This window comes from Streptomyces sp. NBC_01476, assembly GCF_036227265.1.
Lineage (GTDB): Bacteria > Actinomycetota > Actinomycetes > Streptomycetales > Streptomycetaceae > Actinacidiphila.
In genome coordinates this window covers 6,055,732-6,081,962 of record NZ_CP109446.1, presented here as the reverse complement: position 1 = coordinate 6,081,962, position 26,231 = coordinate 6,055,732, and the positions used below count along the sequence as shown (strand labels likewise).

The window sequence follows — 26,231 nt, the reverse complement described above, 5'->3', positions numbered from 1 at the left end:
GGAACCGCCGGGCGGGGGCCGTCCCACGGCGCGGTCCGGCGACGCGCACCCACCTCCGCCCCCGCCGCCGCCCTCAGGGCCGCTAAGGTGCAGGCGTGCCCGCCGAGATGCCTTCCGCAGAGCTGCCGCCCCGCCGCACGGAAACCGGGGCCGTGCCTCCCCCGCGCGAACCCGGAGGGGAGATCGAGACGCTGGAGGAGTTCGACGACGTCGCCCTCACCGGGTCGTTCGCCGGATACCGGGTGCAGGCCCTGGACCTCACCGACCGCACCTTCGCCCTGCTGGTCGCCGACACCTCGCAAGCGGTGTTCCTGGGATGCCCGATGGAGCCGCAGGCCCTCGCGCACGTCCGGGCGAACGGCGCGCTCGTCTTCCCGCCCGTGCCCGACCTGCCCTTCGACCCGTACCGGGGCACGCTCTACGCGCCCGGTGAGCTGTACGACGGGCTGGAGGACGGCGGCTACGACAACACACCTGACGCCAGGACGTACGCCTGGTTCCGGGGCTCTTCCACCAGCGCCGACATACTCGCCTCGATGCTGCGGTCGGTCCACGACGACGCGGTCGGCGACGCGCTCGACGAAGAACTCCTCGGCAAGCGCGTGATCGGCGTCATGGGCGGCCATGCCATGGCCCGCGGCACCGAGGCGTACGCCGGAGCGGCCCGGCTGGGCCGCGCGCTGGCCCGGGAGGGCCTGACCGTGGCGACCGGCGGCGGCCCGGGCGCGATGGAGGCCGCCAACTTCGGCGCGTACGCGGCACCGTACGACGACCTGATGCTCGGCAAGGCGCTGGACGTGCTCGCCGGGGCCCCCTCCTTCCGCCCGTCGGTCGGCGACTGGGCGGGCGCCGCCTTCGCGGTGCTTGACCGGTGGCCGGACGGCGGCCCCTCGTACGGCCTGCCGACCTGGTTCTACGGGCACGAGCCGCCGAACCCCTTCGCCGCGCGCATCGCGAAGTTCTTCGCCAACGCGACCCGGGAGGACGGTCTGCTCTCCCGCGCCGGCGCCGGCGTCGTCTTCCTGCCGGGCGCGGCAGGCACCGTGCAGGAGGTCTTCGACGCGGCGACCCCGAACTACTACAGGTCGCGCGGCGAACCGTCCCCGATGGTGCTGGTCGACCGCGCCCACTGGACCACCAACCTGCCGGTGTGGCCCTTGCTGCGGGCGCTCGCCGAAGGACGGCCGATGGCCCGCCGGATCGCGCTGGTTGACAGCGTCACCGAGGTGCCGGCCGCACTGGCCCGCCTCGGCGTCGTCTGACCGGCCGGTCCCGGCGGCGTCGCGGCCGGGGGCTCCGCACGGCGTCAGCGCCCCGCGGTCCGGCGGCTGCCCGCGAGGTGCTGACCGGGGTCCCCGGAACCCCCGAACGCTCCGGGGACCCCGGGATCTCATGCCGCCCCGTAGGCGTCCTCCAGCCCCTTGATCTCCAGCTTCCTCATCCCGAGCATCGCGGCCACCACCCGCTGCCCCTTGACCGGATCGGGGTCGCCGACCAGCTCGGCGAGCCGCGTCGGCACGATCTGCCAGGAGACCCCGAAGCGGTCCTTGAGCCATCCGCAGGGGCCCTCCTCGCCGCCTTCGGCGGTGAGCTTCTCCCAGAGCCGGTCGACCTCTTCCTGGCTCCCGCAGTCGACGCTGAGCGACATCGCCTCGTTGAAGGTGAACTCGGGCCCGCCGTTGAGCGCGAGGAAGCGCTGGCCGGCCAGTTCGAACTCGACGATCATCACGGAGCCGGGGGTGCCGGGTCCCGCCTCCCCGTACCGCTGCACGCTCACGATCCGGGAGTCCTCGAAGAGCGAGGTGTACAGGGCCGCGGCTTCCTCGGCCCGGTCGTCGTACCAGAGGAATGTGGTGATCTTCTGCATGGTGCTCTCTCCCTGCGGGCGTGATCCGTGCCTTCGGGAGACAGGACGGCCGGGAGCCGCGGAACTCATCGGCCGGCCGACGGCCAATTTCCGGTACGGGAAAGGGGGCGCTTCCGGTACTGGCCAGGGGCGCCTCCGGATACGGGTCAGGGCCGCTTCCAGATGCGGGTACCAGCCGGGTGTCAGCCCAGCACCACGACGTCCTCGGCGGCGAAGGAGACACCGACCCGCGCCCCCTCGTCCGGTGCCTCGCGCAGCCCGCACTCGGCCTCCAGGGCCGGTCCCCGCTCGGGTCGCAGCAGCACGGCGACATGGCCGCCGCGGAAGGTACGGGCGACCACCTCGCAGGTCAGACCGGTCCCGGGCGCGCCGAGCAGCACCCCGGTGGGCCGTACCAGCAGCTTCACCGGGCCTTGCGCGGTGCCGTCCGGCACCGGGAGTTTGCCCCACTCGGTGACCGCGACCGTCCCCTGGACCGTGGCGTCGGTGATGTTCTCGAAGCCGAGGAAGCGCGCGACGAACTCGGAGCCGGGCCGCAGCCACACCTCACGCGGCGTACCGGACCGGACGATGTGCCCGTCCCGCATCACCACCACCCGGTCGGCGAGCGCGAACGCCTCCCCCTGGTCGTGCGTGACGGCCAGCACGGTGGTGCCCAGCCGGCCGAAGAGCTGCCGCAGTTCGACCACCAGCCGCTCACGCAGCGAGCGGTCGAGCTGGCCGAGCGGTTCGTCGAGCATCAGCAGCCGCGGTTCGGGGGCGAGCGCCCGGGCCAGCGCGACGCGTTGCTGCTCGCCGCCGGACAGGGTGGTGACGGCGCGGTGGGCGGCGCCGGGCAGGCCGACCAGGTCAAGGAGTTCGCCCACCAGGCGCTCGCGCGGCGCACGGCCGACCTTGTGCATGCGCGGCCCGAAGGCGACGTTGCCGCCGACGTCGCGCTGCGGGAAGAGCTGGTGGTCCTGGAACATCAAACCCACCCCGCGCCGGTGCGCGGGCACCGCCTTCTGGTCGGCGCCGTCGAGCAGCACCCGCCCGCCGTCCAGTGGCTGCAGCCCGGCGACCGCCCGCAGCAGGGTGGACTTGCCGCTGCCGCTGGGCCCGAGCACGCAGACGATCTCGTGCGCGTCGACCTCCAGGTCCACCGCGTCGAGCGCGGCGCGCGCCCCGAACCGTACGGTGGCGGCCTCCAGTCGCAGCAGCGCCATCTAGAACTCCCCGGAAGAGTCGGTGGTGGTCCTGAGGTTCTCCAGGATCAGCAGCGAGGCGGCGCACACCAGCATCAAGATGGTGCTCAGCGCCAGCGCCTGGCCGTAGGTGGTGGCGCCGGCCCGGCCGAGCAGGCGGGCGACGGCGACCGGGAGGGTCGGACTGTCGGGGCGCGCGATGAAGACGGTGGCGCCGAACTCACCGAGCGACACCGCGAAGGCGAAGCCGGCCGCGATGCCCAGCGCCCGCCCGACGAAGGGCAGTTCGACCTCCCGCCAGACCCGCGGCGGCGAGGCCCCCAGCACCGCCGCGGCCTCCCGCAGCCGGTCGTCCACCGCCCGCAGCACCGGCAGCATCACCCGTACCACGAACGGCACCCCGACCAGCGCCTGCGCCAGCGGCACCAGCAGCCAGGAGTCCCGCAGGTCCAGCGGCGGCTTGTCGAGGGTGATCAGGAAACCGAAGCCGACGGTGACCGCCGAGGTGCCCAGCGGCAGCATCAGCAGCGCGTCGAACCCGCGCAGGACGCGGCCCGCCTTCCGTACCAGTGCGGTCGCCGCCAGCCCGCCGATCAGCAGCGCGATGACGGTGGCGACGGCCGCGTACCGCAGCGAGTTCCAGACCGTCTGCAGCGGGGCGACGAGGAAGGTGCCGCCGCTGGCGTCGGCCGAGGTGAGGGCGCGGTAGTAGCCGAAGCCGTAGCCGCCGGGGACGTCCAGCGAGCGGGCGACCAGGACGCCGAGCGGCAGCAGGATCAGCAGCGCGATGACCGCCAGCACGCCGGCCAGCAGCCCGCGTTCGCCGCCGCGCGGCCGGTGCGCCGTGGTGCCCGCGTCCACCAGCCGCAGCGTCGCCTCCCGGCGCCGTACCGTCCAGGCGTGCACGCCCAGGATCGCGGCCACCGCGACGAGTTGGAGCAGGGTGAGCACCGCGGCGGTCGGCAGGTCGAGGAGTTCGGCGGTCTGCCGGTAGATCTCGACCTCCAGGGTGGAGTACGTCGGCCCGCCGAGGATCTGGATCACACCGAAGGAGGTGAAGGTGAACAGGAAGACCATCAGGGCGGCGGCGGCCACCGACGGCCCGAGGGCGGGCAGGGTCACCCGCCGCCAGGCCGTGAACCGCCCGGCGCCGAGCATCCGCGCGGCTTCCTCCTGCCGCGGGTCGAGCTGTGCCCACAGGCCGCCGACGGTGCGGACCACCACCGCGTAGTTGAAGAAGACATGGGCGATGAGGATCGCCCAGACGCTGGTGTCGAGCCGGAAGCCGAGCAGCTGGTCGGTGAAGCCGTTCCGTCCGACCAGGGCCAGGAAGGCGGTGCCCGCCACCACCGTCGGCAGCACGAACGGCACCGTGACGACCGCCCGCAGCAGCCGTTTGCCGGGGAAGTCGAGCCGGGCGAAGACATACGCGCCGGGCAGTGCGACGACCAGCGTCAGCGCGGTGGAGGCGGCGGCCTGCCAGCAGGTGAACCAGAGCACGTGCCGGATCGTGCCGTCACCGAGCACGTCCCCGATCCGGCCGAGCTGCCAGCTGCCGCCCTGGTGCAGGCCCCGGCCGACGATGGAGACGACCGGGTAGGCGAAGAAGACCGCGAAGAAGGCCAGCGGCAGCGCCATCAGGGCGAGCCGGACAGCGGTGGCGCGGCGCGGGCGGCGGACCCGGCGCCGCGGTGGCTGCGCCGGTGCCGGGGTCCGTGGGTCCGGGGCGCCGTGGGCCTGGCGGGCCGGTGTGGTCAGAGGACGATGGAGTTCCATGCCTTCACCCAGTTGTCCCGCTCGGCGGCGATCTTCTCCGGCGCCAGCGTGGTCGGGTGGTCGATCTTCGCGCCGTACTTGGTGAACACCGCGGGCTCGGTGGCGCCCTTGCGCACCGGGTCGACGTACATCTGCAGCGGCATGTCCTCCTGGAACGTCTTGCTGATCATGAAGTCGATCAGCGCCTTGCCGCCGGCCACGTTCTTCGCGCCGTGCAGCAGCCCGGCGAACTCGATCTGCCGGAAGCAGGTCCCGGTGGACACCCCGGTCGGCGACTGCGCGGGCTCGGGGCTGACGCCGACCACTTCGGCGGGCGGGCTGGAGGCGTAGGAGACGACCAGCGGCCGGTCGCCCTTGGCCTTCTTGCCGGCCGCCGAGCCGGAGAAGCGTTCGTTGTACGCCTGCTCCCAGCTGTCGACGACCTCGACGCCGTTCTTCTTCAGCTGCTTCCAGTACGCCTGCCACCCCGCCGAGGCTCCGCTGTCGCCGTAGGTCGCGACGCTGCCGAGCAGGAAGGCGAGGCCGGGCGAGGAGGTGCTGACGTTCTCGGTGACCAGCAGGTTCTTGTACGCGGGCTTCACCAGGTCGGCGAAGGTCTGCGGCGGCTGGAGCTTGTGCGCGGTGAAGTAGGCGCGGTCGTAGTTGACGCAGACGTCCCCGGAGTCGATGGGGGTGACGCGGTGCCGGCCGGCGTCGAGTTGCACGTCGGGGGGGATCTGGCCGAGGTCCTTGGCGGTGTACGGGTCGAAGAGGCCGTTGGACAGGGCCCGGGAGAGCAGGGTGTTGTCGACGCCGAAGAAGACGTCGCCGCGCGGGTGGTCCTTGGTGAGGATCGCCTGGTTGACGGCGGCGCCGGCGTCGCCGCCGCGGAGGACCTTGACCGTGTAGCCGGTCTCCTTGGTGAACTCCGCGAGCACGGACTTCGACGCGGCGAAGGAGTCGTGGCTGACCAGGGTGACGGTCTTGGACGTGCTGCCCGCGGCGCCGCTGCTCCTGCCGCCCGAGTCGCTGCCGCACGCGGCCAGCAGGGTGGCTCCCGCGGTGGCCAGGACGAGCGCGCCGATGGCACGCCGACGGATGCTCTTCATGGTGCTGACTCCCTACGCCGGTATGACCCGGATCAGGTCCGAGGGTCTGCGGTCTCGGAGGCCGCACTCTCAGCGCCGTCGCAGGCGCTCCCCTGTCGGAATGTTCATTTGTCTGTCATGGCGACTTGCCTGTGCACGATAGCAGCCGGGCGGAACACGCAGGTCAGCGGCGACCCGCGGGGGTGCTTCAGCGTTCGGCCGCGGCGAGCTGCCCGCAGGCTCCGTCGATTTCCTGACCCCGGGTGTCCCGTACGGTCACGGGCACCCCGTGTGCCTCAAGGGCGGCGACGAAGGCGCGCTCGTCCTCGGGCCGGGAGGCGGTCCACTTTGAGCCGGGCGTGGGGTTGAGCGGGATCAGATTGACGTGCACCCGGTGGTTCTTCAGCAGCCTGCCCAGCCGGTCGGCCCGCCACGCCTGGTCGTTGATGTCGCGGATCAGGGCGTACTCGATGGAGATCCGGCGGCCGGACACCTCGGAGTAGTGCCAGGCGGCGTCCAGTACCTCGCGGACCTTCCAGCGGGTGTTGACCGGGACGAGGGTGTCGCGCAGTTCGTCGTCGGGGGCGTGCAGGGAGACCGCGAGGCGGCACTTGAAGCCCTCGTCGGCGAACCGGCGCATGGCCGGGACCAGTCCCACCGTGGAGACCGTGATGCCGCGCTGGGACAGCCCGAGCCCGTCGGGTTCGGGGTCGGTGAGGCGGCGGATCGCGCCCACCACCCGGTTGTAGTTGGCCAGCGGCTCGCCCATGCCCATGAAGACGATGTTCGACAGCCGGGCCGGGCCTCCGGGCACCTCGCCGTCGCGGAGCGCCTTCATGCCGGCGACGATCTGGTGGACGATCTCGGCGGTCGACAGGTTCCGGTCGAGGCCGGCCTGGCCGGTGGCGCAGAACGGGCAGTTCATGCCGCAGCCGGCCTGGGACGAGACGCACATCGTGACGCGGTCCGGGTAGCGCATCAGGACCGACTCGACGAGCGTGCCGTCGAAGAGCCGCCAGAGCGTCTTGCGGGTGTCCCCGTCGTCGCAGGAGGCGTGCCGGACCACGCTCATCAGCTCGGGCAGCAGATCCCCGGCCAGCTTGGCCCGCGACGCCGCCGGAATGTCCGTCCACGCGGCCGGATCGTCCGCGTACCTGGCGAAGTAGTGCTGGGACAGCTGCTTCGCCCGGAACGGCTTCTCCCCGAGCGCGGCCACCGCCTCCTTCCGCTCCGCGGGCGAAAGGTCAGCAAGGTGCCGCGGCGGCTTCTTGGCTCCGCGCGGCACGGCAAAGGTCAGTTCTCCGGGCACAGGCATGATGCCTCCCAGTGTCTCAGACCCGCACCCCTCCCCCGCCCGGCAGCCCGCGTGACGGTCGTCTCCGGGGGGCCGGCGGGCCGGGGGGCACCCTGGTCCGGGGGTCAGCCCTGGCTCAGGGGTCAGCCCTGGCCGACGAAGAGGACGAGGAGGAGCCAGACCACGGGGGCGGTGGGGAGGAGGGAGTCGAGGCGGTCCATGATGCCGCCGTGGCCCGGCAGAAGCGTGCCCATGTCCTTGATGCCGAGGTCCCGCTTGATCATGGACTCGCCCAGGTCACCGAGGGTCGCGCTGGTGGCGGCCGCGAGGCCGAGGAGGATGCCCTGCCACCAGTGACCGTCGTCGACGAGGTACTGCATGAGCAGCGCGCCCGCGATCATCGCGAAGGACATCGCGCCGGCCAGTCCCTCACGGGTCTTGCCGGGGCTGATCCGGGGGGCGAGCCGGTGGCTGCCGAAACGCCAGCCGACGGCGTAGGCACCGGTGTCGGAGATCACCGTCAGCAGCAGGAAGGTCAGCACCCGGCGGGGGCCGTCGTCGGCGGCCAGCATCATCACCACGAAGGTGGCGAGAAAAGGAACGTAGAAGGCGGTGAAGACGCCCGCGGTGACGTCCCGCAGGTAGTCCTCAGGAGGCTGGGCCATCCGCCAGACCAGGACGGCCAGCGCGGTGAGCGCCATCGCCACCCACGCCCCGTCCGCCCCCCGGACGTATCCGGCGACGACCATGGCCGCGCCGCCCACCGCGATCGGGATCAGCGGCGCGTGGATGCCCTTGCGTTCGGCGAGCCGGGACGTCAGCTCCCACACGCCGACCACGACCGCGGCCACCACCACCCCGACGAAGACCGCCTTGACGACGAAGAGCGCGGCGAGGACCACCACTCCGAGGCCGAGGCCGACTCCTATCGCCTGGCCCAGGTTCCGGCCCGCGGACTTCTTCGCGGGCGCCGGCGCGGGCTCGGGTGCAGGCTGCGGCGGCTCGCCGGACGGCGGGGGTGACGGCATGAGGGGAGTCTTCCTCCTGGCCCCGGTCCCCGTCGCGGAACCCGCCGGGTACGGGGTTCCCACCGCGTGGCCGGCGCGTGGCGAAGCGCCCCAGGAAGAGTCGTTCACGGAGCTTCGCCTCGCGTCGTCGTTGTCGGTCGTGGGCCAGAGGGATGGATGCACGTACGGACGTACGTACCGGGATACGGATACGGCCGGCGGTCGTCAGACCTCCAGCAGCTCCGACTCCTTGTGCTTGAGCAGCTCGTCCACCTGCGCGACGTACTTCGCGGTGGTGTCGTCCAGCTCCTTCTCCGCGCGACGCACCTCGTCCTCGCCGCTCTCGCCGTCCTTGACGAGCTTGTCGAGGGTCTCCTTGGCCTTGCGGCGGACGCTGCGGATGGAGATCTTGGCGTCCTCGGCCTTGGTCTTGGCGACCTTGATGTAGTCCCGGCGGCGCTCCTCGGTGAGCTGCGGGAAGACCACCCGGATGATACGGCCGTCGTTGCTCGGGTTGACCCCGAGGTCGGAGTTGCGGATCGCCTCTTCGATGTTGCGCAGGCTGCTGCTGTCGAAGGGGGTGATCACCGCCATCCGCGGCTCGGGCACCGCGAAGGAGGCGAGCTGGTTGATCGGGGTGATGGTGCCGTAGTACTCGGCCACGATCTTGTTGAACATCGCCGGGTGCGCACGGCCCGTCCGGATCGCCGCGAAGTCGTCCTTGGCGACGACGACGGCCTTCTCCATCTTCTCCTCGGCTTCGAGGAGGGTCTCTTCAATCACCATGTGCTCCTGGTATTCAGAAGGCGGAGCCTTGTGGTCGGGGCCCCTGCGCGCGTCTTTCCTGCACGGTGTCCGACCGGCAGCGTGTTGTCCATCCCCGTTCCGGGCAAGCCGGCGGCGGGTACGGTGTCGGGCGTCCGGGCCGCCATCACGCCCGGGTGCCTTGGCCGTTGACCAGCGTGCCGATCTTCTCACCCTTGACGGCCCGTGCGATGTTGCCCTCGGCGAGCAGCTCGAAGACCAGGATCGGCAGTTTGTTGTCCTGGCAGAGGGTGATCGCGGTGAGGTCGGCGACCCGCAGGTCACGGGCGATGACCTCGCCGTACTCCAGCGCGTCGAACTTGACCGCGTCCGGATTGAGCTTGGGGTCGGAGTCGTAGACCCCGTCCACCCCGTTCTTGCCCATCAGCATGGCCGACGCCTCGATCTCCAGGGCCCGCTGGGCGGCGGTGGTGTCGGTGGAGAAGTACGGCATGCCCATACCGGCGCCGAAGATGACCACGCGGCCCTTTTCCAGGTGCCGGACGGCGCGCAGCGGGATGTACGGCTCGGCGACCTGGCCCATCGTGATCGCGGTCTGCACGCGGGTCTCGATGCCTTCCTTCTCCAGGAAGTCCTGGAGGGCGAGGCAGTTCATCACGGTGCCGAGCATGCCCATGTAGTCGGAGCGGGCCCGGTCCATGCCGCGCTGCTGGAGTTCGGCGCCGCGGAAGAAGTTGCCGCCGCCGACGACGAGCGCGATCTCGTAGCCCTCCCGGACGACCGCGGCGATCTCCCGGGCGATGGCGTGCACGACGTCGGGGTCGACGCCGAGGCCCCCTCCTCCGGCGAATGCCTCGCCGGACAGCTTCAGCAGGTAGCGGCGGTGCGGAGCACCGCTGGAGGTGCCGGTACGGCGACCGGCGGCCGTGTCATGGGGCTTGTCTGCTCGGGACTGGTCGGCTGAGGGCTTGTCGGCGCCATCGTCCATGGGGGTCTCCTCGTGCACGTACAAAGGAGGCCATTGCCGCGGGTCCGCGTGGGTTCCCTGGACGGCAATGGCCTCCTCGTCACATCTGCGGCCGGCCGGCGGGCGGCCGACCGCGTACGACCCTAGCGGGGCCGTCGGACATTCGTCGGCCAGACGCCTCGGCGGACCGGGCGTCTGCCGCGGTGTTCAGACGCCGACGCGGAACCGGGCGAAGCGCTTCAGCGTGACGCCGGCCTCGTCGAGCACCTTCTGGACGGTCTTCTTCGGGTCCTTGGCGAAGGACTGCTCAAGGACGACGTTCTCCTTGAAGAAGCCGTTGACGCGGCCCTCGATGATCCGCGGCAGGGCAGCCTCGGGCTTGCCCTCCTCGCGGGCGGTGGCCTCGGCGACCCGGCGCTCCGCCTCGATCAGCTCCGGGGAGATGTCGTCGCGGGTCAGGTAGGTCGGGGCGAACGCCGCGATGTGCTGGGCGACGTCCTTGGCGGTCTGCGCGTCCGCCTTGTCCAGCTCGACCAGCACGCCGACCTGCGGGGGCAGGTCCGGGCTGGTGCGGTGGAGGTAGGAGGCGACGTAGCCGTCGGTGAACAGCGCGAAGCGGTCCAGCACGATCTTCTCGCCGAGGGTGGCGTTGGCCTCGTCGACGAAGGCCTGGACGGTCTGGCCGTCCTTGATCTCCGAGGAGAGCAGCGCCTCGATGCCGGCCGGCTTGGTGGCGGCGGCGTGCTGCGCGATGGCGTCGGCGACGGCGATGAACTTGTCGCCCTTGGCGACGAAGTCGGTCTCGCACTTCAGCTCGACCAGGACGCCCTCGGAGTTGTCCGCGGCGATCAGGGAGACGACAGCGCCGTTGGAGGCCGATCGGCCCTCGCGCTTGGTGACGCCCTTCTGGCCCTTGACGCGGAGGATCTCGACGGCCTTGTCCAGGTCGCCTTCGGCCTCGCTGAGGGCGTTCTTGCAGTCCATCATGCCCGCGGCGGTGAGCTCGCGGAGCTTCTTGACGTCGGCGGCGGTGAAGTTCGCCATGGGTTTTGGTCTCTTCCCGAATGGTCGGTGGATCTACGGGTCAACGGCGGGGGCGTGGGCCCCCGCCGTCGTCACGCGTGCTTCTCGTCGTGCTCTGGTGCGGCAGCAGGCTGCGGTGGCCGGCTGCCGGACGAGTGCCGGAAGGCTCAGGCCTGCTCGGCGTCGCCTTCGGTGGCCGGGGCTGCCTCGGCGGCCGGAGCGTCGGCCGCGGGGGCCTCGGCAGCGGCGGGCGCCTCGGTGGCAGAGGCCTCGGTGGCCGGAGCCTCGGCAGCGGGCGCCTCGGTGGCGGCCGGAGCGTCGGCCGCGGGGGTCTCGCCCTCGTCCGCCTTCTTCTCGCCCTCCAGGAGGTCCCGCTCCCACTCGGCGAGCGGCTCGGCGGCGCCTTCGACCTTCTTGTCGTTCAGCGCGGCGCCGGAGCGGGAGATGAGGCCCTCGGCGACGGCGTCGGCGATCACGCGGGTGAGCAGCGTGACGGAGCGGATCGCGTCGTCGTTGCCCGGGATCTTGTAGTCGACCTCGTCGGGGTCGCAGTTGGTGTCGAGGATCGCGACGACCGGGATGCGGAGCTTGCGCGCCTCACCGACGGCGATGTGCTCCTTCTTGGTGTCCACGATCCAGACGGCGCTCGGCACCTTCTGCATCTCGCGGATGCCGCCGAGGGTCTTCTCCAGCTTGTCCTTCTCGCGGGAGAGGACCAGGAGTTCCTTCTTGGTGAGGCCGGAGGCGGCCACGTCCGCGAAGTCGATCTCCTCGAGCTCCTTGAGGCGCTGCAGGCGCTTGTAGACGGTCGAGAAGTTGGTGAGCATGCCGCCCAGCCAGCGCTGGTTGACGTACGGCATGCCGACGCGGGACGCCTGCTCGGCGATGGCCTCCTGCGCCTGCTTCTTCGTACCGACGAACATGATGGAGCCGCCGTGCGCGACGGTCTCCTTGACGAACTCGTAGGCGCGGTCGATGTACGACAGCGACTGGAGCAGGTCGATGATGTAGATGCCGTTGCGCTCGGTGAAGATGAAGCGCTTCATCTTCGGGTTCCAGCGACGGGTCTGGTGCCCGAAGTGGACGCCGCTCTCCAGCAGCTCCCGCATCGTGACGACGGCCATGGCCGTACTCCTTGAGGTACTCGGTTATCGCGGCCACCGGACGGCGGTCGCGCCTGACGCCCCGGCGCGCCGTGCCACGAGGGACCGAGGGGCGCGGCCACCGCCCCGTGAACGGGGGTTGGTGGCGGGGCGTGCGAAGTCGATCCGGTGACCCGGATCGCCATAAGAAGTGTACGGGACCGGTGGAGCACCAGGCGACACCCGAGTTATCCACAGGCCGGCGACCAAGATCATCGCGGGCGGGGGCGGTTGGGTCATCGTGAACGCATGACCTTCACCACGACGATGTTGCTGACGCTGCTGACCGCCGCTCTGCTCACGACCGCCCCGGCGCTCGGCGGCGCGCTCCCGGCTCCCGCGCCCGCCCGGGGATGTACGGCGGAGCGCTGCTGGCCGGTGCCCGGGCCCGGCGTACGGGGGCGGCCGGTGATCCTGCGCGCCTTCGAGCCGCCGCCGACACCCTGGGCGGCAGGGCACCGGGGGGTGGACTTATGGGCCGCCCCGGGCACCCCGGTCCGGGCTGCGGCGGCCGGCGAGGTGATCTTCACCGGCGAGGTCGGCGGGATCCCGGTGGTGGTGATCGGGCTGCCGGGCGGTCTGCGCACCACCTATGAACCCGTTCGGGCCACCGTCCCCCGGGGCACCCGGGTGACCGCCGGACAACAGGTGGGCCTGCTGGCCTCCGGGCTGCCGCACTGCCCGGGCCCCTGCCTGCACTGGGGCCTGCTGCGGGGGGAGGTCTATCTGGACCCGCTCACCCTGCTTCCCCCCGCGCTGCGCCGCTCCGGACCCTCCCGGCTGCTGCCGCCGCCGGAGTACGGACCGCTCACTCGCCGGCCGGCTCCTGGCGGGAGACCCGGGAGACTCCGTGCAGGGCCATGGTGACGGCGGCCTCGATGATCCGGTCGGAGTGCTCCGCGGCGCCGAGTTCGATCCGGCGGACGGCGGCGTCCACGGCACCCTGGACCAGCATCGCGACCAGCCGTGGCTCGTCGTGGCCGAGGGCACCCAGGGCCTGGACGACCATGGTGATCAGTCCGCCGTGGGCGGCGCGGATCTTCTCCCGGGCGCCGGCGTCGAGTTCGCCGGCCGAGATGGCCACGACGGCGCGGTGCCTGCGGTCGCCGACCAGGATGAGCTGGGCGCGTACATACGCCTCGATCTTGGCCTCGGGGGTGGTGGCTTCCGCCATCGCCGCCTCGACCTCGGCGGCCCAGACCGGGAAGTCGACCGCGCACAGTTCCTCGACGACGGCGCCGCGGGAGCGGAAGTACTCATAGACCGAGGAGCGCGCCAGGCCGGTGCGCTCGGCGAGGGCGGGGAAGGTCAGGGCATCCGTGCCGCCCTCGGAGAGCAGCGTGCGAGCGGCGTCCAGCAGGGCGCGGCGCTGCATCGTCCGGTGTTCGGCCACCGAGGCCGCTCGAATCCTGGGCATTGCTCCACTGTAGACAGTCCCCCCGGACCTCAGCGCCCCACATCGGCCAGCTTTGCCCGCAGTTGCAATACCGACTTGGTGTGGATCTGGCTGACCCGGCTCTCGGTCACCCCGAGGACCTGGCCGATCTCGGCCAGGGTGAGGCCCTCGTAGTAGTAGAGGGTGACGACGGTTTTCTCCCTCTCCGGCAGGGTGTTCACCGCCCGGGCGAGCAGCCGGCGCAGTTCGCGGTCCTCGGCGACCTCGACGGGGTTGTCGGCGCCGGTGTCCTCCAGGGTGTCCACCAGGCTGAGCCGGTCGCCGCCCTCGCCGCCGACGTGCAGCAGTTCTTCCAGCGCGACCACGTTGGCCAGCGAGAGCGCGCTGAAAACCCCGTGCAGTTCCTCCAGCGCGACCCCCATCTCGCCGGCGACCTCCTGCTCGCTGGGGGTGCGGCGCAGCTTCGCCTCCAAGGTGGCGTAGGCGCGCTCGACGGCCCGGGCCTTCTGCCGTACCGAGCGGGGGATCCAGTCCAGCGCCCGCAGTTCGTCGATCATGGCGCCGCGGATGCGGGTGATGGCGTAGGTCTCGAACTTGATGGCCCGCTCGGGGTCGAACTTCTCGATGGCGTCGATCAGTCCGAAGACCCCGGAGGAGACGAAGTCGGCCTGTTCGACATTGGCCGGCAGCCCCACGCTGACCCGTCCTGCCACGTACTTCACCAGTGGCGAGTAGTGCAGGATCAGCTGTTCCCGCAGCCGGGCGTCCCCCGTGGACTTGTAGGTCCGCCACAGCGCGTCGAGCGAGGTGGGGGCGGCGGGCCTGGTGGCCGTGGGGGCGGCGGTCGTTGCCGTCGTCCGATGCGACCCGGGGGTGTACTGGGGCATACGTCGTTGTGAGCCGTTCTGCCGTGGCGTTGTTGTCGGGGTAGTCGGAAAATCGAGCCTCCGCGAGCGTAGCGTGACCATAGTGTCGCTCATTGCTACGGCATCCGTATGGGACATGCGCAGATACGTTCCTCTCCGGCTGCGGGGGTGCCGGACCGGAGAGGGGCGAACCAGCGCGGGGGCAGAGGCTGCGGGAGTGCGCAAACCTTCGCGCCATCATCCGGGGCCGCCGGACCGCTCACCGCCGTTCCTGAGGTTTCCGCAGGTCAACGTTGTCCACTGTCACCTGATGGGGTGTCTGTGGCGTCAACCTCCCCGGCGTGGCGGCCCTGCGCCATCGGTACGGACCAGCGCCCAGCGGCCGTCGGTGCAGCAGACGAAACCAAGGGCCTGCAATTCGTAGAGGCGACCGAGGGCGTACCCCCGCGTGGCGCCGGCCGCGTCTGCGATCTCCTCGACACCGGCGTCCCCGCGGCCGGGCAGCGCCTCCAGCACCCGGGCGGCAGCGGCGCCCAGACGGTCACGCGGCAGCAGCGGACCGCGCCGGGCCGGGGCGAGGTCGGCGCCGATCTCCCCGACCAGTTCCACGACTTCGGCCGCGTCGGTGACCACCAGCGCGTCCCCGCGGAGCAGTTCGTGCACGCCCTCCGAGAGGCCGCTGGTGCACGGCCCGGGAACCCCCATGGTGACCTGGCCGAGCGCGGCGGCCCTGCGGGCGGTGATCAGTGAGCCGCTGCGATACCGCGCCTCCACCACCACGGTGCCCCGGGTGAGGGCGGCGATCACCCGGTTCCGCAGCACGAAACGGCTCCGGGTCGGGTGGTCGCCCGGCGGCAACTCACCGATCAGCAGCCCGTGTTCGGCGATCTCCCCGATCAGCCGGGCATTCCCCGGCGGATAGGGCACGTCGACCCCGCTGGCCACCACCCCGATGGTCGCGCCGCCCGCCTTGAGGGCCCCGGCGTGCACCACGGCGTCGATCCCGTAGGCGGCGCCCGACACCACCGCCCAGCCCGCGGAGGCAAGGCCCGCGCCGAGCCGGGCGGCCATATGGGCGCCGTAGTCCGTACAGGCCCTGGCCCCCACCACCGCGACCGACCGCAGCGCCCACAGCCGCAGCGAGGGCCCGCCGCGCACCCACAGCCCGAAGGGCCGCTGCACGCCGAGGTCGTCCAGTTGCCCGGGCCAGTCGCCGTCCCCCGGGCAGAGGAAACGGGCGCCCGCGCGGCCGGCCGCCGCCAGATCGGCCAGCGGGTCCGCCCTGGCCGCCTTGAGGGCGTAGCTCTCGGTGCGCTCAGGCCCGGCCCGTGGCAGCCGCACCCCGTCCCGCGCGGCCCGTAACGCCCCGCCCGCCCCGTGGTCCAGCAGCGCTTGGCCCATCACCTCGTCCCCCGGTTCGGCGACCCGGGTCAGCGCCACCCGCGCCACCCGCTCCTCCCACGGCACCGCGTACGCCAGATCCCCCGGCTCTCCTCGCTCTCCCTGCCCTCCTCGCTCTCCCTGCCCTCCTCGCGCGGTGCCGCGCGGTTCATAGAGCCGCCGGAGCTCCGCCGCCACCGCTTCGGACACCCCGGGCGGCCGGCCGCGCCCCATCACGGGCTCCCCGCCAGCACCGCGCCCCGGTTGAAGCCGGTGCGGAGCTGCAGCGCCTTGAGGACGTCACCGGCGTCCGGGCGGGGGTGGGCGGCCAGGTCGGCGAGTGTCCAGGCGACCCGGAGCACGCGGTCCAGACCGCGGGCGGTGAGCAGGCCGCGCTCCATGTCCCGCTCGGCCGCGTGCAGGGCGCCTGGCGCCACATGCCACCGGGTGCGCAGCTCATGCCCGGGCACCTCGCTGTTGGTCCGCCAGCGGGTCCCGGTGTACCGGGCCTCGGCGCGGGCCCTGGCCTCCCGCACCCGCGCGGCCACCACCGCGGAGGACTCCCCCGTGCCGTGCCCGATCAGATCGCTGCGGCTGACCGCCTCGACCTCCACCCGCAGATCCAGCCGGTCGAGCAGCGGCCCGGAGAGCCGGGACTGATAGCGGCGGACCGCGCTCGGCGAGCAGTCGCAGCCCCCGCCGAGCATCGAGTACCGGCCGCAGGGGCACGGATTCGCCGCGAGCACCAGCATGAACCGGGCCGGCAGCCGCATCACCCCCGCTGCCCGGGCCACCACCACATGCCCGGCCTCCAGCGGCTGCCGCAGCGCGTCCAGCGCCTGCCCGCTGAACTCCGGTGCCTCATCGAGAAAGAGCACTCCACGATGTGCCAGGGAGACCGCTCCCGGCCTCGGCAGTCCGCTTCCGCCGCCGACGAGCGACGGCATCGTGGCCGAGTGGTGCGGCGCGCAGTACGGGGCGGAGTCCACCAGCGGGCGGCCCGGGGGCAGGATCCCGGCCACCGAGTGGACGGCGGTGACCTCCAGCGACTCCTGGCGGGTGAGCGGCGGCAGGATGCCGGGCAGCCGCTCGGCGAGCATCGTCTTGCCGGCACCCGGTGGCCCCTTGAGGTAGAGGTGGTGACCGCCCGCCGCCGCGACCTCCAACGCCAGCCGGGCCACCTGCTGGCCTGCCACCGCGGCGAGGTCGGGCCGGTCGGGGCCGTACCCGGCTCCGGCAGCCGCCTGGCCACCGGCACCGACACCCCCGAAGGTGGCGGAGAGCCCCGTCCCGACTCCGCCGCCCGGCACGGTCAGCCCGGCCAGCATCGGGTCGGGCCGCCCGTCCGCGTCGGCGCCGTCCTCGTCCTCCTCCGGCACCGTCTCGTCATTGAGCACCGCGACCAGCTGGCGCAGGCTGCGGACGCCGAGCACCGCGACGCCGGGCACCAGGGACGCCTCGGCGGTGGTCCGCTCGGGCACCACCACATGCCGGTATCCGGCATCGGCGGCGGCGAGCACCGCGGGCAGCACCCCGCGCACCGGGCGGACCCGCCCGTCCAGGCCCAGCTCGCCGATCATCATCAGATCGGCGATGGACTTCGGCGCGATCCGGTCGTTGGCGGCGAGCACCGCGCAGGCGACAGCGAGATCGAAACCCGAACCGCCTTTGGGCACCGAGGCGGGGCTGAGTCCGACGGTGAGCTTCTTCTGCGGCCAGGTCTCCCCGCTGTTGACGATCGCGGCGCGCACCCGGTCGCGGCTCTCGGTGAGGCTCTTGTCGGGCAGGCCGACCAGCGCGAAGGCGGCGACTCCTGGTTCGAGGTCGGCCTGGACCTCGACCACCACCCCCTCGACGCCGAGCAGCGCGACCGAGCACGTACGGGCGAAGCCCATCACGCCACCCCCCGCACATGCTCGATGCGGGCCGCCCCGCGGACCGGCAGGACCACGCCGACCACGTCGATCCGCACGCCGCCCGGCGGTGCGCCGCCGTGCTCGGCGGTCCACCGTTCGGCCAGCGAGCGGAGCCGGGCCAGTTTCCGGGGGGTGAGGGCGGCCATGGGGTGTTCGAAGGCGCCCTCGCGCCGGGTCTTGACCTCGCAGACGACCAGCGCGTCCCCTTCGGACGCCAGGATGTCGATCTCACCGCGCCGCCCGCACCGCCAGTTCCGGTCGAGCACGGTCAGCCCGGCGTCCTTCAATGTGCGGGCCGCCACGTCCTCGCCGTACCGCCCCAGCGCACCTCGTGCGTTCATGCGTACCACCTCCGTCACTCACTGTGACAGAGATGGCCCCACCCGAGATGATCTTGAAGCCGAACCTGGGGATAACTCGGGGACCACCGCTGGACGACTCCGGGGCCCGCCGCCCCCCGCCGCTCAGCCGTCGAACCCGCCGCCGCTCAGCCGTCGAACCCGCCGCCGCTCAGCCGTCGAACCCGGCCTCGCCCAGCTGCTGCCCCCGGCCCCGCTCAGCCGTTGAACCCCGCCTCGTCCTGCGGCAGATCCAGATCCGCCTTGTTCAGCTCCTCGATGTTCACGTCCTTGAATGTGAGCACCCGCACCTGCTTCACGAAGCGAGCCGGCCGGTACATGTCCCACACCCACGCGTCAGCCATCGAGACCTCGAAGAAGACCTCACCCTGGACCGAGTGCACCTGCATCTCGTAGTCATTGGTGAGGTAGAACCGCCGCTCGGTCTCGATCACATACTTGAACAGGCCGACGACATCCCGGTACTCCCGGTAGAGCTTCAGCTCCATCTCGGTTTCGTATTTTTCGAGGTCCTCGGCGCTCATGGCAGTTCCCCTTCAGCCGTTCGTGCCCCCATTGTGCGTCAGTCTCGCTCCGTCCCCAGGGGGATCGGGGACAGCGGGGGGCCTTCGTCGAGCAGCGTACGCAGCAGCTCGGCGAGTCTGATCGGATACACCGTCTCACGAGTGCGCAGAAGTTCCTCGCACGTCCACCACCGCAACCCCGTCACGCTGCGGCGTTCGAGATCGGTATGCCCGCTGGTGTCCACCTCCAGGGTCTCGGTCCGGCCCAGGAAGTACCACTCGTCCTGCTCCCAGTGGCGGCCGTCGAAGCGGAAGGAGGCCTGGCGCCGCCAGAGCGGAGGGCCCAGCCGGACGGCCGCGATGCCGGTCTCCTCGGCGACCTCCCGCAGCGCCGCCTCCTCCAGGCTCTCCGCGCCCTCCACCCCGCCGCCCGGGGTGAACCACCAGGTCGCCGCGGGGTCCGCCGGGTCGAAGCCGTTCATCAGCAGCACCCGGTCCGCCGGATCGAGCAGCAGCACCCTGGCCACCCGCCGGCGCCCCTCGACGGAGTCCACCGGCGAGCTCACCGCCGTCGCGCCAGCTTCGCCAGCGGCTCGTACGCCGCCCCGCCCAGTATCAGCACGGCGCCCACGATCACCGCGTACACCAGCCACTCCAGCGGCCCCGGCGACGACTGCCCGTCACCGCCCGGCAGCCCGTCGAAGGCCGAGGTCCGCGGCAGCATCCCCATCCGGCCGGCCGGCCAGGCGGTGGCCGCGACCCGCGCCTTGACGTCGTCCGCCGGGACGGCACCCTGCTGCGCGTCCTCCAGGTGCACCCGGGAGTCCTGCGAGACGTTCCGGTTGTCACCCAGCAGGAAGATCTTCCCCTGGGGCACCGTCGACCTGAACGCCTCCAGCGAGGCTGGCCCACGCGCGGCCAGGTAGTCCTCCGTCACCGGCTTGCCGTTGACCAGCAGCCTGCCCTGCTTGTCACAGCAGGAGACCACGTCGCCGCCGACCCCGACCACCCGCTTGACCTCGGGCATGTCGCCCCAGAGCTTGTCCTGGAAGACCACCACGTCGCCGCGGCGCACCTGGTCCCCCGAGATGTGCTGGGCGAGCACCTTGTCACCCGGGCTCACCGTGGGCTTCATCGAGTCGGTCGGCACGGTGTACGGCCGGTAGACCACCGCCGCCCAGGCGAAACCGCCGAGGAACAGCACACAGCCGAGGGCGATCACCAGCCCGGAGAGGGTGCGGCCGCGCCGGCCGGTGCCGGCGCCGCCGTCCCTGCGTATCGCACCGCTGACGGTGCTCGTGGAGCTGCTCATGGACCGGCACCCTACCGGGCGGTACGCCCGGGGTCAGCCCTCACGGCGGCTCTCCCGTGCCAACAGCCGCCGCCGGCGCAGCAGCACCAGGGGCACCGCGCCCGCCAGACCGGCGGCCGTGGGGGCCGCGACGCCCATCGCGCTGATCCCGGGCTGCGAGAAGGTCGACGGGATGGAGAGCGCGTCCCAGCGGTTGACCGGCCAGGCCACCACGATCGCGCGGCCCACCACCTTGTTGTCGGAGACGGTGCCGCCACCCGGGGTGTTCATGTGGAAGCGGGAGTCCAGCGAGTCCTGGCGGTTGTCGCCCATCACCCAGATCCGGCCCTGCGGCACGGTGACCTTGAACGGGTACTCCGGGGTGCACGGGGTGCTGCCGGGGTGGACGTACGGCTCGACGAGCGCCTTGCCGTTGACCTTCACCGGGCCGGTGCCCGAGCACTCGACGGTGTCGCCGCCGACCCCGATGACCCGCTTGATCAGGTCCTTCTCATCGGCCGACGGCATCAGGCCGACAAAGCTCAGGCCCGTCTGCAGCCCCCTGACCAGCGGGTTGCTGCTGGCCGGCGGGTTCTCCGGCAGCCAGCCGCCCGGGTCGTGGAAGACCACGACCTCACCGCGGCTCGGGTCGGAGCCGAACCACGGGGTGAGCTTGTCCACCAGCACCCGGTCGCCCGGCTGGAGGGTGTTCTGCATCGAGTCCGAGGGGATGGAGAACGCCTGGACCAGGAAGGTCTTGATGATGAGCGCCAGCACCAGGGCGATGACGACCAGCAGTGGGAGTTCCTTCCAGAAGGAACGCTGCTTGCCGCCCTGCCCCGGGGACGGCGAGCCGTCACCCGTGCCACCGGCCGGGTCGCCGGGGCCGCCAGGACCGCCCAGGTCCACCACGTCGGACGGATCCTGCGAGGACCCGGACGCGTGACCGGACGCATGACCGGACATGGGGTCCGACGCCTGTTCGGACGACGCCTGGCCCGGTGCCGCGTCGGACGGCGGCATGGACGGCGGCGGCACCGGGGACGGCGGAGGAGCCTGGGGCACCGGGGGTACCTCGGCATCTCCCTTTTCGGGCTCGCCGGGTCCTGACCGTGCGCCGACCACGAGGTCCCCCACGTCCACTCCTCACTCCAGACTTCCGTCTGCCCCACTTCAGGCGCAGACCCACCACTCCCATAACGAGCGGGAGTTCCGCAGGAGTCGGTAGCTGGTTCGTCCTTTGACCATTGTTGGCGGAGCCCACCCTAGTGGGCACAGCTGTGCTCGCCGTGCTCGCCACCGGGGGGTCGGGCACCGAGGAGAAGGTCCCCGGATCCTTCAGCCGCGCCCAGTGACCGACCGGCCAGGCGATCACAAAAGCCCTGCCGACCACCAGTTTCTCCGGAATCGTGCCACCACCGGGCTGGTCGGTGTGGTACCGCGAGTCGGCCGAGTCCGACCGGTGGTCGCCCATCACCCACAGTCTGCCCTGCGGTACGTGCACCGTGAAATTCATCATTGAGGGTGGATTGCCGGGATACAGATACGGCTCGTCCAGAGGCTTGCCGTTCACCAGCAGGTGGCCGCCCTTGTCGCAGCACTGCACGGTGTCGCCGCCGACCCCGATGACCCGCTTGATCAGATCCTGCTCCCCGGAGGCCGGCAGCAGCCCGATGAAGGTGAGGAACTCCTTCACCTGCTTGACCACCACCGGGTCCGGCTTCGGCTTGGGCTCCCCGCTGAGCCAGTGGCCGGGGTCCTGGAAGACCACCACGTCACCGCGCTGCGGCTTGGCGCCGAACCACGGGGTGAGCTTGTCGACCAGCACCCGGTCGCCGATCTGGATGGTCTGCTCCATCGACCCGGAGGGGATCACGAACGCCTGGAGCAGGAAGGTCTTGAGCACCAGTGCGATCAGCAGTGCCACCATGACCAGCAGCGGCACTTCCTTGATCAGCGAACGGCGGCGCTTGCGCCGGACCTTGCGGGCCAGTTTGCGCCGTTCGATCCGGGTGCTGCCGGTCAGCAGCGGCGGCGCGCCGGGCACACTCGCACCGGGCAGCGGGGCGCCCGTCGCCACGCGTTCGTGTCCGGAGCGCGGCTTCCCGCGGTTACCCATGCCGGCCGGCCGGGGAGGCGGGCACCGCGGCGAATGTGGCCGGCCGGTTCAGCTTCGTCCAGTGGCCCACCGGCCAGCCGATCCACTCCGCCCGGCCGATCACCCGGCCCACCGGCACCGTGCCGCCGCCCGGGTCGCCGAGGTGGTCACGGGAGTCGCTGGAGTCGTCCCGGTGGTCGCCCATCACCCACAGCCTTCCCTCCGGCACCTCGATGTCGAACGGTACCCGGGAGGGTGCGTCCCCGGGCAGCAGATACCCCTCGTCCAGCGCCCTGCCGTTGACGGTGATACGCCCCCGTACGTCGCAGCAGGTCACCCGGTCGCCGCCGACTCCGATCACCCGCTTCACATAATCCGTGCCACCGGTCTGCCGGAACGATCCTTCCCCGTCGAACACGATCACATCCCCCCGTCGGGGGGTGTCGCCGAAACGGTAGGCCAGCTTGTTCACCAGCACCCGGTCGCCCACCCGCAGGGTCCCCTCCATCGACGTGCTCGGCACCTGGAAGGGCTCCACCACGTAGTGGCTGACGAGCAGCAGTGCGGCGATGCAGCCGGCCGCGAGGAGCACCGTACGCCGCCACTGCGCCCACCAGTGGGCGAACGCAACGGAACGCGACCGCTCCCCTGGGTCCGCCTCGTCGGCGGCGGGGGAACGGTCGCGTTCCGGAACGACTGCTTCGTTGTTCATCGAGGCCAGAGCTTATCCGGCCGGTCCGGGGAAACGGACGGGCCCGGTCGGCGGCCGGTCCGCGGGACGGACCGGCCGGGACAGCCGGCGGACGATCAGTTGTCGCGCTTCTCCTTGATCTTCGCGGCCTTGCCGCGCAGCTCACGGAGGTAGTACAGCTTGGCGCGGCGGACGTCACCGCGGGTCACGACCTCGATCTTCTCCACGATCGGGGTGTGCACCGGGAAGGTGCGCTCCACGCCGACCGAGAAGCTGACCTTGCGGACCGTGAAGGTCTCGCTGACGCCCGCGCCCTGGCGGCGGATGACAACGCCCTTGAACTGCTGCACACGGGAGCGGTTGCCCTCGATGACGCGGACGTGGACGTTGATCGTGTCGCCGGGGCGGAACGCCGGGACGTCGTCGCGCAGCGAGGCGCTGTTGAGGCCTTCGATCAGGTTGGTCATGCTGTTTCTGCTTCCTCGCCGATGCCACAGGTCATCGGCGGAACGCCGGCCCGCCGGCAGGCGGATCGGCACTGTCCGAGTGTGTGAGGTGGCTGCCGGTCCCCGGCGGCGTCGTTCCCCCTGTGGCAGGGGCGCGCGCCGGATGGGCAACAGCCGCTCATTCTTCCACGGCGTCGGGGTTCGGCCCAAATCGGCCGTCGGGACCGGGCTGCCAGCCGAGGATGCTGAGCATCTCCCGGTCCTTCTTGTCGAAGGCGGCGGGGTCGGCCGCCGCGATCAGATCGGGCCGGTTGGCGACGGTGCGGCGGAACGCCTCGTCGCGCCGCCAGCGGGCGATCTTCCCGTGGTGGCCGCTGAGCAGCACCTCAGGGATGCCCCGGCCGCGCCAGGCGGGCGGCTTGGTGTAGACCGGGCCCTCCAGCAGGTTCGCCATGCTGCCGGGTGCGAAGGAGTCGTCCGCGTGCGACTGGGCGTTGCCGAGGACGCCGGGCAGCAGCCGGGCGACCGCTTCGGTGATCACCAGCACCGCTGCCTCGCCGCCGGCCAGGACGTAGTCGCCGATGGAGACCTCGTAGACCGGCAGCCGGGTGGCGTACTCGGCGGTGAGCCGGGAGTCGATGCCCTCATAGCGGGCCGGTGTGAAGATCAGCCAGGGGCGGGCGGAGAGTTCGGCGGCCAGTTGCTGGGTGAACGGCCGTCCGCTGGGGGTCGGGACGACCAGCGCCGGCCGGGCGGCGCCGGCCTCGTAGCCGTCGGCGAGGGTCTGGTCGAGCGCCTCGCCCCAGGGTCCGGTCATCATCACCATGCCGGGGCCGCCGCCGTACGGGGTGTCGTCCACGGTGTTGTGCCGGTCGTGCGCCCAGCCGCGCAGGTCGTGCACGCGGACATCGAGGCGGCCGGCGGCCCGCGCCTTGCCGACCAGCGAGACGTTCAGCGGTTCCAGGTACTCGGGGAAGATCGTGACGACGTCGATGCGCATCTCAGGCGTCACCGCTCCCCTCGCCCGGGCCGCCAATTTCGTCCAGCAGCCCGGCCGGCGGGTCGATCACCGCCCGCTGCTCCTCCAGGTCGATCTCCGGCACGATCTCCGCGACGAACGGGATCAGCACCTCGCCGCCGTCCGGCCGTGCCACCACCAGCAGGTCCTGGTACGGCAGATGGGAGATCTCGGAGATCCTGCCGACCTCGCGGCCGTCGACCGTGACGACGTCCAGGTCGATCAGCTGGTGGTCGTAGAACTCCTCGGGGTCCTCCGGCGTCTGGGCCGGGTCGACCTCGGCGATGAGGAGGGTGTTCCGCAGTGCCTCGGCGCCGTTGCGGTCGGTGACGCCCTCGAAGCGGAGCATCAGTTTGCTGCTGTGCACCCGCCCGGTGGCGATGGTCAGCGGCCCCACCGCGGCCGGGTCGGTGGCCAGTACGGCGCCGGGTGCCAGCCGCAGTTCCGGCTCGTCGGTGCGCACCTCGACACTGACCTCACCCTTGATGCCGTGGGCGCGGCCGATCCTGCCGACTACCAGCTGCACGTTCCGTTCAACTCCTGCCTGGTCCTGCCTGAACAAAACCGACCGGGCCGGAGGCTTCCGCCTCCGGCCCGGTACGGGTGCAAACGATCCGCTGTCAGCGCACCTGGTCGACATCGACCAGGTCGACGCGGACTCCGCGTCCACCCAGCGCGCCCACGACAGTGCGCAGCGCGCGGGCGGTACGGCCGTTGCGGCCGATCACCTTGCCGAGGTCCTCGGGGTGCACCCGGACCTCCAGCACGCTGCCGCGCCGCTGCGTGCGCATGTCGACCTGCACATCGTCGGGGTTGTCGACGATGCCTTTCACGAGGTGCTCAAGAGCCTCCTCGAGCATCCTCAGGCCTCGGTGGACTCGGCCGGGGCAGTGGCCTCGACGTCATCGGCCTTCTTGTCGGCCTTGTCGGACTTCTTCGCCTTGGGGGTGATCGCCTCACCCTTCGGCTCGTCCGCGGTGTCCTTGGCGGCGGCCTCGAACAGGACCCGCTTGTCGGCCTTCGGCTCGGCGACGAGCAGCGGCGCGGGGGCCGGCTCGCCCTTGTACTTCTGCCAGTCGCCGGTCAGCTTGAGGATGGCGAGCACCGGCTCGGTCGGCTGGGCGCCGACGGAGAGCCAGTACTGCGCGCGGTCCGAGTCGACCTCGATGCGCGACGGGTTCTGCACCGGGTGGTACAGGCCGATCTCCTCGATGGCCCGGCCGTCACGGCGGGTACGGGAGTCGGCGACGACGATGCGGTAGTGAGGCGAACGGATCTTGCCCAGACGCTTCAGCTTGATCTTGACTGCCACGGGAGTGGGTTCTCCTGGAATTGACGTGTTTGGGCACAGCGGACAGCCACGTGGGGTTGTGGGAGTCTTTTGCGCCCGATGGACGCGTCAGCCGAAGGAGAGAGGGTTCCTGCACGGCTGTCGAGTACTCAGCTGAACATTCTGCCACACTCGGCCGAAGCCGACGAACCAGGCCGCTCCCCCCGGCCCGGGTCACGCGCTCAGCCGACCCCGACGACCTCCGGAATCCGGAACGGCTGGCCGCACGCCCCGCACATGATCGGCGCCTGGGCCAGAACCGACGGCACCACGCGGACGTTCCGCCCGCAGTCGCAGACGGCCTTGACCCGTACGCCGCCGCCCGAGGAGCCGTGCCGGGCGGCAGGTCCGCGGAAGGAGCGTGCGGTGTCCTCGGTGGTGGCGACGGTGTGCGCCTTGAGGGCGCGCTGGAGCCGCTCGATGGTGGTCCGGTAGCGCTTACGGGTGTCCGGGCGCATCACCACGAGCGAGAAGCCGCTGCTGGGATGGGGCTCCTCGGCATGGTCGAGGCCCAGCTCGTCGGCGATCGCGAGGAATCGTCGGTTGTGGTAGCGGCCGGCGCGCGAGGTGTCACGGATGCCGCGGGAAGCGGCGATACCGTGCACGGCCTCGTGCAGCAGCCTTTCGAAGGAGAGCTCGTTACCGCAGGCGGACGAGGACTCGCCGATGAGGGACTCGGGCGCGGCCAGATCGGGCAGCTCGGGGTGGTGCCGTTGAATGTCGGCCCACGCGACTGCCAGCTCGGCGGCCAGAACAGGTGGTGTCGTGCTCACGACGTGACAACGAGCCGGGTGCCGCCGGTGTTCCGATTTGGGGCTAGGGCAATTAATTTGCACTGATCGGTC

Annotated in this window: 29 protein-coding genes and 1 riboswitch; of the genes, 2 read left to right on the top strand and 27 right to left on the bottom strand. The window is 71.6% G+C overall.

Annotation, left to right across the window (positions count from 1 at the left end):
* The first annotated feature begins 95 nt into the window (after positions 1-95).
* Positions 96-1,262: an LOG family protein gene (locus OG552_RS26700; protein ID WP_329137125.1), complete on the top strand. Its 1,167-nt coding sequence runs from the start codon at positions 96-98 to the stop codon at positions 1,260-1,262.
* Between the two features lie 128 nt (positions 1,263-1,390).
* Here OG552_RS26700 and OG552_RS26695 read toward each other — a convergent pair whose 3' ends face one another.
* From OG552_RS26695 to rpsB, 10 genes are all read right to left on the bottom strand, one after another.
* Positions 1,391-1,867: a VOC family protein gene (locus OG552_RS26695; protein WP_329137122.1), complete on the bottom strand. Its 477-nt coding sequence runs from the start codon at positions 1,865-1,867 to the stop codon at positions 1,391-1,393.
* Positions 1,868-2,049: 182 nt separating this feature from the next.
* Positions 2,050-3,066 (bottom strand): ABC transporter ATP-binding protein, encoded by a 1,017-nt coding sequence (locus OG552_RS26690; protein WP_329141156.1) that lies wholly within the window; start codon positions 3,064-3,066, stop codon positions 2,050-2,052.
* Between the two features lie 6 nt (positions 3,067-3,072).
* Positions 3,073-4,689 (bottom strand): ABC transporter permease, encoded by a 1,617-nt coding sequence (locus tag OG552_RS26685; RefSeq protein ID WP_329141155.1) that lies wholly within the window; start codon positions 4,687-4,689, stop codon positions 3,073-3,075.
* A 116-nt stretch (positions 4,690-4,805) separates the two neighbouring features.
* Positions 4,806-5,915 carry a thiamine ABC transporter substrate-binding protein gene (locus OG552_RS26680; RefSeq protein WP_329137121.1) on the bottom strand — a complete coding sequence of 370 codons (1,110 nt, stop codon included), beginning with the start codon at positions 5,913-5,915 and terminating at the stop codon, positions 4,806-4,808.
* A riboswitch (TPP riboswitch) is annotated at positions 5,908-6,019 on the bottom strand. It overlaps the preceding gene by 8 nt.
* 83 nt (positions 6,020-6,102) lie before the next feature.
* Positions 6,103-7,209 (bottom strand): 23S rRNA (adenine(2503)-C(2))-methyltransferase RlmN, encoded by a 1,107-nt coding sequence (rlmN, locus tag OG552_RS26675; protein WP_329137119.1) that lies wholly within the window; start codon positions 7,207-7,209, stop codon positions 6,103-6,105.
* 122 nt (positions 7,210-7,331) lie between these two features.
* Positions 7,332-8,324, bottom strand: a complete 993-nt coding sequence (locus OG552_RS26670) for a phosphatidate cytidylyltransferase (protein ID WP_329137117.1) — start codon at positions 8,322-8,324, stop codon at positions 7,332-7,334.
* Between the two features lie 96 nt (positions 8,325-8,420).
* On the bottom strand, positions 8,421-8,978 hold the full coding sequence (frr, locus tag OG552_RS26665; protein WP_329141153.1) for a ribosome recycling factor: 558 nt from the start codon (positions 8,976-8,978) through the stop codon (positions 8,421-8,423).
* Between the two features lie 148 nt (positions 8,979-9,126).
* Positions 9,127-9,948: a UMP kinase gene (gene pyrH / locus OG552_RS26660; RefSeq protein ID WP_329137114.1), complete on the bottom strand. Its 822-nt coding sequence runs from the start codon at positions 9,946-9,948 to the stop codon at positions 9,127-9,129.
* Between the two features lie 186 nt (positions 9,949-10,134).
* Positions 10,135-10,971, bottom strand: a complete 837-nt coding sequence (gene tsf / locus OG552_RS26655) for a translation elongation factor Ts (protein WP_329137112.1) — start codon at positions 10,969-10,971, stop codon at positions 10,135-10,137.
* Between the two features lie 146 nt (positions 10,972-11,117).
* Positions 11,118-12,074 carry a 30S ribosomal protein S2 gene (gene rpsB / locus OG552_RS26650; RefSeq protein WP_329137110.1) on the bottom strand — a complete coding sequence of 319 codons (957 nt, stop codon included), beginning with the start codon at positions 12,072-12,074 and terminating at the stop codon, positions 11,118-11,120.
* Positions 12,075-12,341: 267 nt separating this feature from the next.
* Between rpsB and OG552_RS26645 the strand changes: the two genes are divergently transcribed.
* Complete coding sequence (locus OG552_RS26645) at positions 12,342-12,959, top strand: M23 family metallopeptidase (RefSeq protein ID WP_329137108.1); 618 nt, start codon at positions 12,342-12,344, stop codon at positions 12,957-12,959.
* Here OG552_RS26645 and OG552_RS26640 read toward each other — a convergent pair.
* The 17 genes from OG552_RS26640 to OG552_RS26560 form a co-directional block, all read right to left on the bottom strand.
* Positions 12,901-13,485, bottom strand: coding sequence for a TetR/AcrR family transcriptional regulator (locus OG552_RS26640; protein WP_329141151.1), 585 nt, complete (start codon positions 13,483-13,485; stop codon positions 12,901-12,903). The genes OG552_RS26645 and OG552_RS26640 overlap by 59 nt on opposite strands.
* A 53-nt stretch (positions 13,486-13,538) precedes the next feature.
* Complete coding sequence (gene whiG, locus OG552_RS26635; RefSeq protein ID WP_329137106.1) at positions 13,539-14,375, bottom strand: RNA polymerase sigma factor WhiG; 837 nt, start codon at positions 14,373-14,375, stop codon at positions 13,539-13,541.
* 306 nt (positions 14,376-14,681) lie between these two features.
* Complete coding sequence (locus OG552_RS26630) at positions 14,682-15,821, bottom strand: DNA-processing protein DprA (RefSeq protein ID WP_329137104.1); 1,140 nt, start codon at positions 15,819-15,821, stop codon at positions 14,682-14,684.
* 146 nt (positions 15,822-15,967) lie between these two features.
* The gene (locus tag OG552_RS26625; RefSeq protein WP_329137101.1) at positions 15,968-17,629 is read right to left on the bottom strand and encodes a YifB family Mg chelatase-like AAA ATPase; all 1,662 of its coding nucleotides are present in this window, start codon (positions 17,627-17,629) and stop codon (positions 15,968-15,970) included.
* Positions 17,629-17,991, bottom strand: coding sequence for a YraN family protein (locus OG552_RS26620; protein ID WP_329137099.1), 363 nt, complete (start codon positions 17,989-17,991; stop codon positions 17,629-17,631). Before OG552_RS26620 ends, OG552_RS26625 begins: the two co-directional genes overlap by 1 nt.
* Before the next feature lie 215 nt (positions 17,992-18,206).
* Positions 18,207-18,533 (bottom strand): DUF2469 domain-containing protein, encoded by a 327-nt coding sequence (locus tag OG552_RS26615; protein ID WP_093737653.1) that lies wholly within the window; start codon positions 18,531-18,533, stop codon positions 18,207-18,209.
* Positions 18,534-18,571: 38 nt separating this feature from the next.
* Positions 18,572-18,994, bottom strand: coding sequence for an NUDIX hydrolase (locus OG552_RS26610; protein ID WP_443071200.1), 423 nt, complete (start codon positions 18,992-18,994; stop codon positions 18,572-18,574).
* An 80-nt stretch (positions 18,995-19,074) separates the two neighbouring features.
* The gene (gene lepB, locus OG552_RS26605) at positions 19,075-19,824 is read right to left on the bottom strand and encodes a signal peptidase I (RefSeq protein ID WP_329137094.1); all 750 of its coding nucleotides are present in this window, start codon (positions 19,822-19,824) and stop codon (positions 19,075-19,077) included.
* Between the two features lie 33 nt (positions 19,825-19,857).
* Complete coding sequence (lepB, locus tag OG552_RS26600) at positions 19,858-20,769, bottom strand: signal peptidase I (protein WP_443071039.1); 912 nt, start codon at positions 20,767-20,769, stop codon at positions 19,858-19,860.
* Positions 20,660-21,883 carry a signal peptidase I gene (gene lepB, locus OG552_RS26595; RefSeq protein ID WP_443071038.1) on the bottom strand — a complete coding sequence of 408 codons (1,224 nt, stop codon included), beginning with the start codon at positions 21,881-21,883 and terminating at the stop codon, positions 20,660-20,662. Before lepB (OG552_RS26595) ends, lepB (OG552_RS26600) begins: the two co-directional genes overlap by 110 nt.
* Positions 21,884-21,914: 31 nt before the next feature.
* Positions 21,915-22,613, bottom strand: a complete 699-nt coding sequence (gene lepB / locus OG552_RS26590; RefSeq protein ID WP_329137087.1) for a signal peptidase I — start codon at positions 22,611-22,613, stop codon at positions 21,915-21,917.
* 95 nt (positions 22,614-22,708) lie between these two features.
* Positions 22,709-23,059 carry a 50S ribosomal protein L19 gene (gene rplS, locus OG552_RS26585; protein WP_329137085.1) on the bottom strand — a complete coding sequence of 117 codons (351 nt, stop codon included), beginning with the start codon at positions 23,057-23,059 and terminating at the stop codon, positions 22,709-22,711.
* A 157-nt stretch (positions 23,060-23,216) separates the two neighbouring features.
* The gene (gene trmD / locus OG552_RS26580) at positions 23,217-24,038 is read right to left on the bottom strand and encodes a tRNA (guanosine(37)-N1)-methyltransferase TrmD (RefSeq protein WP_329137083.1); all 822 of its coding nucleotides are present in this window, start codon (positions 24,036-24,038) and stop codon (positions 23,217-23,219) included.
* 1 nt (position 24,039) lies between these two features.
* Positions 24,040-24,582 (bottom strand): ribosome maturation factor RimM, encoded by a 543-nt coding sequence (gene rimM / locus OG552_RS26575; RefSeq protein ID WP_329137081.1) that lies wholly within the window; start codon positions 24,580-24,582, stop codon positions 24,040-24,042.
* A 94-nt stretch (positions 24,583-24,676) separates the two neighbouring features.
* On the bottom strand, positions 24,677-24,916 hold the full coding sequence (locus OG552_RS26570) for an RNA-binding protein (RefSeq protein WP_329137078.1): 240 nt from the start codon (positions 24,914-24,916) through the stop codon (positions 24,677-24,679).
* Between the two features lie 2 nt (positions 24,917-24,918).
* Positions 24,919-25,368, bottom strand: coding sequence for a 30S ribosomal protein S16 (rpsP, locus tag OG552_RS26565; protein ID WP_329137076.1), 450 nt, complete (start codon positions 25,366-25,368; stop codon positions 24,919-24,921).
* Between the two features lie 200 nt (positions 25,369-25,568).
* Positions 25,569-26,159 carry a hypothetical protein gene (locus OG552_RS26560; protein ID WP_329137074.1) on the bottom strand — a complete coding sequence of 197 codons (591 nt, stop codon included), beginning with the start codon at positions 26,157-26,159 and terminating at the stop codon, positions 25,569-25,571.
* Positions 26,160-26,231 lie beyond the last annotated feature (72 nt).

Bases quoted from the DNA above. Each gene is read 5' to 3' on its own strand.
- OG552_RS26695 (WP_329137122.1), bottom strand. From the start codon at position 1,867: ATGCAGAAGATCACCACATTCCTCTGGTACGACGACCGGGCCGAGGAA.
- OG552_RS26685 (WP_329141155.1), bottom strand. From the start codon at position 4,689: ATGGCGCTGCCGCTGGCCTTCTTCGCGGTCTTCTTCGCCTACCCGGTC.
- OG552_RS26680 (WP_329137121.1), bottom strand. From the start codon at position 5,915: ATGAAGAGCATCCGTCGGCGTGCCATCGGCGCGCTCGTCCTGGCCACC.
- rlmN (WP_329137119.1), bottom strand. From the start codon at position 7,209: ATGCCTGTGCCCGGAGAACTGACCTTTGCCGTGCCGCGCGGAGCCAAG.
- pyrH (WP_329137114.1), bottom strand. From the start codon at position 9,948: ATGGACGATGGCGCCGACAAGCCCTCAGCCGACCAGTCCCGAGCAGAC.
- tsf (WP_329137112.1), bottom strand. From the start codon at position 10,971: ATGGCGAACTTCACCGCCGCCGACGTCAAGAAGCTCCGCGAGCTCACC.
- rpsB (WP_329137110.1), bottom strand. From the start codon at position 12,074: ATGGCCGTCGTCACGATGCGGGAGCTGCTGGAGAGCGGCGTCCACTTC.
- OG552_RS26645 (WP_329137108.1), top strand. From the start codon at position 12,342: ATGACCTTCACCACGACGATGTTGCTGACGCTGCTGACCGCCGCTCTG.
- whiG (WP_329137106.1), bottom strand. From the start codon at position 14,375: ATGCCCCAGTACACCCCCGGGTCGCATCGGACGACGGCAACGACCGCC.
- OG552_RS26625 (WP_329137101.1), bottom strand. From the start codon at position 17,629: ATGGGCTTCGCCCGTACGTGCTCGGTCGCGCTGCTCGGCGTCGAGGGG.
- OG552_RS26620 (WP_329137099.1), bottom strand. From the start codon at position 17,991: ATGAACGCACGAGGTGCGCTGGGGCGGTACGGCGAGGACGTGGCGGCC.
- OG552_RS26615 (WP_093737653.1), bottom strand. From the start codon at position 18,533: ATGAGCGCCGAGGACCTCGAAAAATACGAAACCGAGATGGAGCTGAAG.
- OG552_RS26610 (WP_443071200.1), bottom strand. From the start codon at position 18,994: ATGAACGGCTTCGACCCGGCGGACCCCGCGGCGACCTGGTGGTTCACC.
- lepB (WP_329137094.1), bottom strand. From the start codon at position 19,824: ATGAGCAGCTCCACGAGCACCGTCAGCGGTGCGATACGCAGGGACGGC.
- lepB (WP_443071039.1), bottom strand. From the start codon at position 20,769: ATGTCCGGTCATGCGTCCGGTCACGCGTCCGGGTCCTCGCAGGATCCG.
- lepB (WP_329137087.1), bottom strand. From the start codon at position 22,613: ATGAACAACGAAGCAGTCGTTCCGGAACGCGACCGTTCCCCCGCCGCC.
- rplS (WP_329137085.1), bottom strand. From the start codon at position 23,059: ATGACCAACCTGATCGAAGGCCTCAACAGCGCCTCGCTGCGCGACGAC.
- trmD (WP_329137083.1), bottom strand. From the start codon at position 24,038: ATGCGCATCGACGTCGTCACGATCTTCCCCGAGTACCTGGAACCGCTG.
- OG552_RS26570 (WP_329137078.1), bottom strand. From the start codon at position 24,916: ATGCTCGAGGAGGCTCTTGAGCACCTCGTGAAAGGCATCGTCGACAAC.